At 40.9% G+C, this 6998-nt stretch carries 6 protein-coding genes; 2 read left to right on the top strand and 4 right to left on the bottom strand.

All coding sequences use genetic code 11. The features are described from left to right. Window positions 1-216: 216 nt before the first annotated feature. Window positions 217-2802, bottom strand: a complete 2586-nt coding sequence (gene leuS, locus ACJHV0_RS03210) for a leucine--tRNA ligase (RefSeq protein ID WP_483133367.1) — start codon at window positions 2800-2802, stop codon at window positions 217-219. A 186-nt stretch (window positions 2803-2988) separates the two neighbouring features. Here leuS and ACJHV0_RS03205 point away from each other — a divergent pair, with 186 nt between their 5' ends. Beyond that, the gene (locus ACJHV0_RS03205; protein ID WP_112110828.1) at window positions 2989-3192 is read left to right on the top strand and encodes a hypothetical protein; all 204 of its coding nucleotides are present in this window, start codon (window positions 2989-2991) and stop codon (window positions 3190-3192) included. A 148-nt stretch (window positions 3193-3340) separates the two neighbouring features. Next, window positions 3341-3931: a hypothetical protein gene (locus tag ACJHV0_RS03200; RefSeq protein WP_483133366.1), complete on the top strand. Its 591-nt coding sequence runs from the start codon at window positions 3341-3343 to the stop codon at window positions 3929-3931. Between the two features lie 35 nt (window positions 3932-3966). On the opposite strand, the gene serS is transcribed toward ACJHV0_RS03200, so the two are convergent. From serS to ACJHV0_RS03185, 3 genes are all read right to left on the bottom strand, one after another. After that, window positions 3967-5274, bottom strand: a complete 1308-nt coding sequence (serS, locus tag ACJHV0_RS03195; RefSeq protein ID WP_483133365.1) for a serine--tRNA ligase — start codon at window positions 5272-5274, stop codon at window positions 3967-3969. Window positions 5275-5341: 67 nt separating this feature from the next. Further along, a complete protein-coding gene (gene smpB / locus ACJHV0_RS03190; RefSeq protein ID WP_483133364.1) occupies window positions 5342-5821 on the bottom strand; it encodes an SsrA-binding protein SmpB in 480 nt (159 codons plus the stop codon). 133 nt (window positions 5822-5954) lie between these two features. Then, the coding region (locus ACJHV0_RS03185; protein ID WP_483133363.1) for a YcjX family GTP-binding protein at window positions 5955-6998 on the bottom strand (1044 nt) is incomplete at its 5' end.

The raw sequence follows: 6998 nt of genomic DNA, 5'->3' as shown, positions 1-6998 counted from the left end.
AGATTTTTCTTCGTTCAGAAGAAAAAGTAGGGAGAGGGGATATTTGGCAGAAATGTCAGTAAAAATGACCGCTTGTGATTCGCCCCTCTCTCTGAAAAATACACCTAAACGGTGCATTTTTCGGTCTCAATATTCGCTACGTTCACTCCTTTGGAGCCGTTGGCAAAGCCAACGTTCAAACGCAAGCGTTTATCCCACAAGGGGAAAGAGAATGGTTTAGCCTTTCACCACAAAACTCAACATTTTAAATGGAATGTAGATTTCTTTGATGATTTCCTGACCATCCAAGAATTTAGCAACGTTTGGATCTGCTTTTGCGATTGCTTTGACTTCATCTTCGGTTGCCGTCGCAGAAACGGTAATCTTGCCACGTACTTTACCGTTTACTTGCACCACAACAAGTTTTTCATCTTCCACCATTGCCGTTTCGTCTGCTTGCACCCAAGGAGCGAAGTCGATGCTTTGCTCGTTGCCGAGAGCTTGCCATAATTCAAAACAGATATGTGGCGTGATTGGGTAGAGCATACGCACAACTGCACTTAAGGCTTCAGCCATTACCGCTTTGTCTTGTTCAGACTCAAGAGGTGCTTTGGTGAGTTTGTTCATTAATTCCATCACAGCCGCAATTGCCGTGTTGAACGTTTGGCGGCGACCAATATCATCACTCACTTTAGCAATGGTTTTATGCACATCACGACGTAGCTCTTTTTGTGCTTTGTTTAATGCATTCACATCTAATGTAGCAGTTGCCGGATTTTGTGCATATTCATACACTAAATTCCACACACGACCTAAGAAACGTTTAGCACCTTCTACACCGGATTCTTGCCATTCAAGGGTCATTTCTGCCGGCGAGGCGAACATCATAAATAAACGAACTGTGTCTGCACCATATTTTTCCACCATTTCTTGTGGGTCGATACCGTTATTTTTCGATTTCGACATTTTGGTCATACCGCTATGAACCAGCTCACGACCTTCAGGATCGGTTGCTTTAATAATGCGACCTTTTTCATCACGCTCAAGCGTTACTTGCGTTGGGCTAACCCAAATACGCTCGTTAGTTGGGCTGGTGTAGTAGAAGGCATCGGCAAGCACCATACCTTGACATAAAAGTTTCGTTGCCGGTTCGTCTGAATTTAAAATACCCGCATCACGCAACAATTTATGGAAGAAACGGAAGTAGAGCAAGTGCATTGTAGCGTGCTCGATACCGCCGATATATTGATCCACCGGCAACCAGTAGTTTGCCTCGTCAGAATCTAACATCCCCTCAGAATATTGCGGGCAAGTGTAGCGAGCGTAGTACCAGGAGGATTCCATAAAGGTGTCGAAGGTATCGGTTTCACGCAATGCCGGCTTGCCGTTGTAAGTGGTTTTTGCCCATTCCGGATCTGCTTTGATTGGGCTTTTTACGCCGTCCATCACCACATCTTCAGGCAGAATCACCGGTAAATCTTGCAGTGGAACGGTGACAACTTCGCCCTCTTCGGTTGTCATCACTGGAATTGGAGCGCCCCAATAACGTTGGCGAGAAACGCCCCAGTCACGCAGACGGAAATTCACTTGGCGTTTGCCCACGCCCATCGATTCTAATTTATCCGCAATCGCATTAAACGCTGCATCAAACTCTAAACCGTCAAATTCTGCAGAATTTACGAGTTTACCGTGTTCGGTATAAGCGGCTTTGCTGAAATCCCATTCTGAGTCGTCAAGCGGTTGAATTACTTGATTAATTTGCAAATCGTATTTTTGAGCAAATTCAAAATCACGCTCATCGTGAGCCGGCACAGCCATTACCGCACCTGTTCCGTAGTGCATTAACACAAAGTTAGCGACCCAAACCGGCACTTCTTTGCCTGTTAATGGGTGAATAGCGAACAAGCCTGTTGCCATTCCTTTTTTCTCCATTGTGGCAAGTTCAGCTTCTGCGACTTTGGTGTTTTTTGCCTCACGGATAAATTCCGCTAATTCAGGATTATTTTCTGCTGCTAATTCTGCTAATGGGTGAGCCGCCGCAACCGCCACATAGCTCACGCCAAAGAAAGTGTCCGGGCGAGTGGTGTAAACAGGCAAGGTTGCGTTTGAACCAGCGATTTTGAAAGTGATTTCCACCCCTTCAGAACGACCAATCCAGTTGCGTTGCATTGTTTTTACTTGATCCGGCCATTGTGGGAGATTATCTAACTGCGTTAATAATTCTTCAGCATAATCGGTAATTTTGATAAACCATTGTGGGATTTCACGTTGTTCCACAGGAGTATCACAACGCCAGCAGCAACCTTCGTGAACTTGCTCGTTCGCAAGTACAGTTTCATCGTTCGGACACCAGTTTACGGTTGAGGTTTTTTTATAGACCAAACCTTTTTTATACAACTCAGTAAAGAACCATTGCTCCCATTTGTAATATTCAGGACGACAGGTAGTCACTTCACGATCCCAATCGTAAGAGAAGCCCAGCATTTTAAGCTGACCTTTCATATATTCGATATTTTCGTACGTCCACTTAGCCGGAGCGGTGTTGTTTTTCACCGCAGCCCCTTCCGCTGGTAAGCCGAAAGCGTCCCAACCCATCGGTTGGAGCACGTTTTTGCCGGTCATACGTTGATAACGTGAAACCACATCGCCAATGGTGTAGTTACGCACGTGGCCCATATGCAATTTGCCTGACGGATAAGGCAACATTGAAAGGCAATAATATTTCTCTTTGGTAACGTCTTTAACTGCTTTGAAAACTTTATTTTCTGCCCAATAGCTTTGAACTTTTGGTTCAATCTCACTTGGATTGTACTGCTGTTGCATAAAATTTAACCTTAAAATTTAAACGAAAAAATTGGTGAAATCATACCGCAAAAACGCCTTTTTTTGAATGGCAAGCGGTGGGATTTAGTGAAAAATTTGCAAGTATGTTGTGGAATAAAAGCTAGACAGCGGAATTTAGAACAGGCAAAATACCGAATATATAACCAGTAGTGCAAGGAGTGAGTGATGTCTATTGTGATTGTTAATACTGATTTTGTTGTTCACAAAGAAGATGAGGAGTGGACAACAGAAGAAATTAAGATGATAGAAGAACATTTATTGGAAGAGAAATCGGCTCCATACCAAGTAAAAAAAGACGTACCAAAACACGTGTATACCAATATCGCTGAACGTTTATCTCGAGGGGATGTAAAGGGTTGGGCTTATTAGCTTGACTATCGTGGTCTATGAAAATATTGAGTAGATATAATAAGTAGGTAGAGGTATGTTAGCACCAGATTTGTTTAATTTTTAAACAATAATTATTAGTATAATAACTTTTATTCTTGGTCTACTCTTAGGTTGGAGTACGTAGTTTATGAAACGATCAGGAACTATAAGTGCTGATTTAGCTCATAAGGACGATATAGCTGTTATTACGGAAAGTATTGAGGGAGTAAAGATAGCTTTAGCTGTGGATTTAGAAGTTGTAAAATCAGAATTATCTAAATCAAATATAGCTTACCAAATTAGATACTCAAAAATGTATGAGAAGAGTGTATTTGAATTAGATAAACTTATTAAAAGTATTAGCTTTTTACCTATATGGTATTTAGATGAGTATTCGGCTCTTTCTAAAGTAATAGATAGTCAAAAATCTAAGGCAATAATAAAATTATTTGAAGATATTGAACAAAAAATAGGAGATTTGCAGAGAGCAACTAAAGAATCCTATATGTGGTTGCCTAGAGATTTAGTTGGATTTATTTTGAAAGAGCTAATTGAATTAGATATAGAACATTACAAAATACGTAAAAGAGCAAAGTTAGGTATTAAAGATGATGATTTTGTAAGTGATGAAATATACCCATATTTATCAGAGTTTCGGCTTGTTATATCAGAAAAAGAAAGTGCTATTTTACATGAGGTAAGAAAATTTGAAGTTTATGCAATAGATCGAATTTTATAAAATAACCCAGAACTAACGTTCTGGGTTATTTTATGTTAAGCCGTAATTACTTCCAAACCACCCATATAAGGTCTTAATACTTCCGGCACAGTAATAGAGCCATCGGCATTTTGGTAGTTTTCAAGTACTGCTACAAGCGTACGACCAACCGCTAAACCTGAACCGTTTAGGGTGTGAACTAAGCGGGTTTTCTTGTCGCTTTTTGCTTTGCAACGAGCTGACATACGGCGGGCTTGGAAATCCCACATATTTGAGCAAGATGAGATTTCACGGTAAGTATTTTGAGCCGGTAGCCACACTTCTAAATCGTAAGTTTTCGCTGAACCAAAGCCTATATCGCCGGTGCAGAGTAGCACTTTGCGGTATGGTAAGCCTAAAAGTTGTAATACTTTTTCTGCGTGGCCCGTTAATTCTTCTAAGGCTTCCATTGATTTTTCAGGGGCAACGATTTGTACCATTTCCACTTTTTCAAATTGGTGCATACGGATCAAACCACGCGTATCACGACCGTAAGAACCAGCTTCCGCACGGAAACACGGAGTATGAGCCGTGTAACGTAATGGTAAAGACTCTTCATCAATAATTTCATCACGGACAAGGTTTGTTACCGGCACTTCCGCTGTTGGAATTAAACCAAATGGGCGTTGTACCTCGTTTGGATCTTGTCCCATCAAAGGTTGGGTGTGGAATAAATCTTCACCAAATTTTGGTAACTGACCTGTGCCGTAAAGGGTGTCGTGGTTCACTAAAAACGGCACGTTAGTTTCCACATAGCCGTGTTGCTCGGTGTGAAGATCTAACATAAATTGTGATAATGCACGGTGTAAGCGAGCTAATTTGCCTTTCATCACCACAAAACGGCTTGCGGTTAATTTCACGCCGGCAGCAAAGTCTAATCCGCCTAAGTTTTCACCTAAAGCAACGTGATCTTTCACTTCAAAATCAAATTGACGAGGTTCGCCCCAACGAGAAACTTCTAAGTTTTCACTGTCGTCTTTACCTAATGGTACTTCTTCTGCCGGTAAGTTTGGTACAGATAAAAGTAAATCACGAATTTCGTTTTGTACTTTATCTAATTCTACTTTGGCGTTATCCAGCTCATTGCCCATTGAATCCACTTCGGCTAATAATGCAGAAATATCTTCACCACGAGCTTTTGCTGCTCCGATATTTTTCGAGCGAGTGTTGCGTTCTGCTTGCAAAGTTTCGGTTTTTACTTGCAAGGTTTTGCGTTGTTCTTCAAGGGTTTTTACACGTTCTACATCTAAAATGAAATTACGTTTAATTTTAAGTGCTTGTGCGATTTCATCAAGATTTGTACGAAGTAGATTTTGGTCGATCATATTAATTTCCTATTTTGTTTGTAGGGACGCACTGTGTGCTCCGTTTATTTTTTGAATTTTGTATTGGTTAGCCACGATTTGCATTTTTCATAATGCGTTGTTTCGCTACCTGCCACTCACGGTCTTTAATATCTTCCCGTTTATCGTGCAGTTTTTTACCTTTCACCAAGCCGATTTTCACTTTTACCCACGCACTTTTCCAGTACATTGCGGTGGCTACGATGGTAAAACCTTCACGGTTCACTTTACCGAAAAGGGAATCTAGTTCTCGTTTATTTAGGAGTAATTTACGAGTACGAGTTGGGTCTGAAACAATATGTGTCGATGCCATATTCAATGGGGTAATCATTGCCCCAAATAAAAATGCCTCGCCGTTGCGGAAAATCACATAACTGTCGCCGATATTCACTTTCCCTGCACGTATCGCCTTCACTTCCCAGCCTTGTAATTCAAGCCCGGCTTCGATTTCCTCTTCAATAAAGTATTCGTGTCTGGCACGTTTATTTAATGCAATCGTATTTGATGCAACTTTTGGTTTTTTTGCCATAATTTTAAAAGTGTTATAAAAATTCTTTAAATTCTACCTTAAACGAGCTAAACAGTGAACAACGAAAACCTTTGCAAGCGGTTAAATTTTTGGAAAAATTTGCAAGAAATTGATAAAAAAGCACCGCTTGTGATTACTCAAACCTATCCGCTAATAAAAATTGCAACACGGAATCCATTCGTAAATGTGGGATAGGTTGGTCATAGTCAATTTGTTTCGGTTCAAATTGGTCGAACTCAAAACGGTTAAATTGCCAATAATTCTTATCCGGCAAGCGGTTCGGCACGGTGCCGGGGTAGAGTGTAACTTGTTTTTTATCGCTTGAGCGAATACCCCGAATGGCTCTGATGGTTTTATCGTTTTGAGTTACTTTTACCGCATCGGTTGCTTGAATAGCAGAAATGGCTAAATAGCCTGTTTCGATACCGTCAAATTCGGCGTGTCTGCCACCTTCTTGTACAAGTTGCCGCATTAGGCTTTCTAAGTTTGGTACTTGATCACCGGTGATATGGTCTGCCTTTGTCGCAATAAACAATAATTTGTCGATGTTCGAGGAAAATAAGCGGCTAAACAGTGAACGATTACCGTAATGGAAATGTTTGAAAAGCTGTTGTAGCCCTAATTTCATTTCCATAAATTCATTGTAGCCATAGTTTAATGGGGTGAGGCAATCAGCCAAAATCACTTGGCGGTCGAATTGGGAGAAATAATCCTCATAAAACGGCTTCACAATCTTTTTCTGGTAATGTTCATAACGTTTTTTCAATGTGTGGAAAAAGCTATTTTTATCGCTTTGCTCCAATTTTTCCCAATCTGATTCACTTAAATCTAATAGCGGGAAGAATTGAAAAACCGGTGCACCTTTAGTATTTTCGGTCGGCAATACAAATCTACCCGGCTGAATATATTGCATTCCCTGTGCTTTACACGCGAGTAAATAATCGGTGTATTGCTGGCTCAAATCTGCCAGTAAGTTTTCATCGGCTTTTGCAAAAAGATCGATTTTTTTGACCGCTTGTAACCACGTCTCCCCCAGCGTTGCACGTTCATCTTTATGCACAGCTTGTTGGGTTTGCGACCACTCTTTATAAGAAAGAGAGAGCAGTGGTAGATCTAACAACCATTCGCCCGGGTAATCAAAAATATCCAAATACAGCGTACCGGTTTCTTTGATATG

Source organism: Mannheimia sp., assembly GCF_056854775.1.
This window is presented reverse-complemented; position numbering and strand designations above follow the sequence as displayed.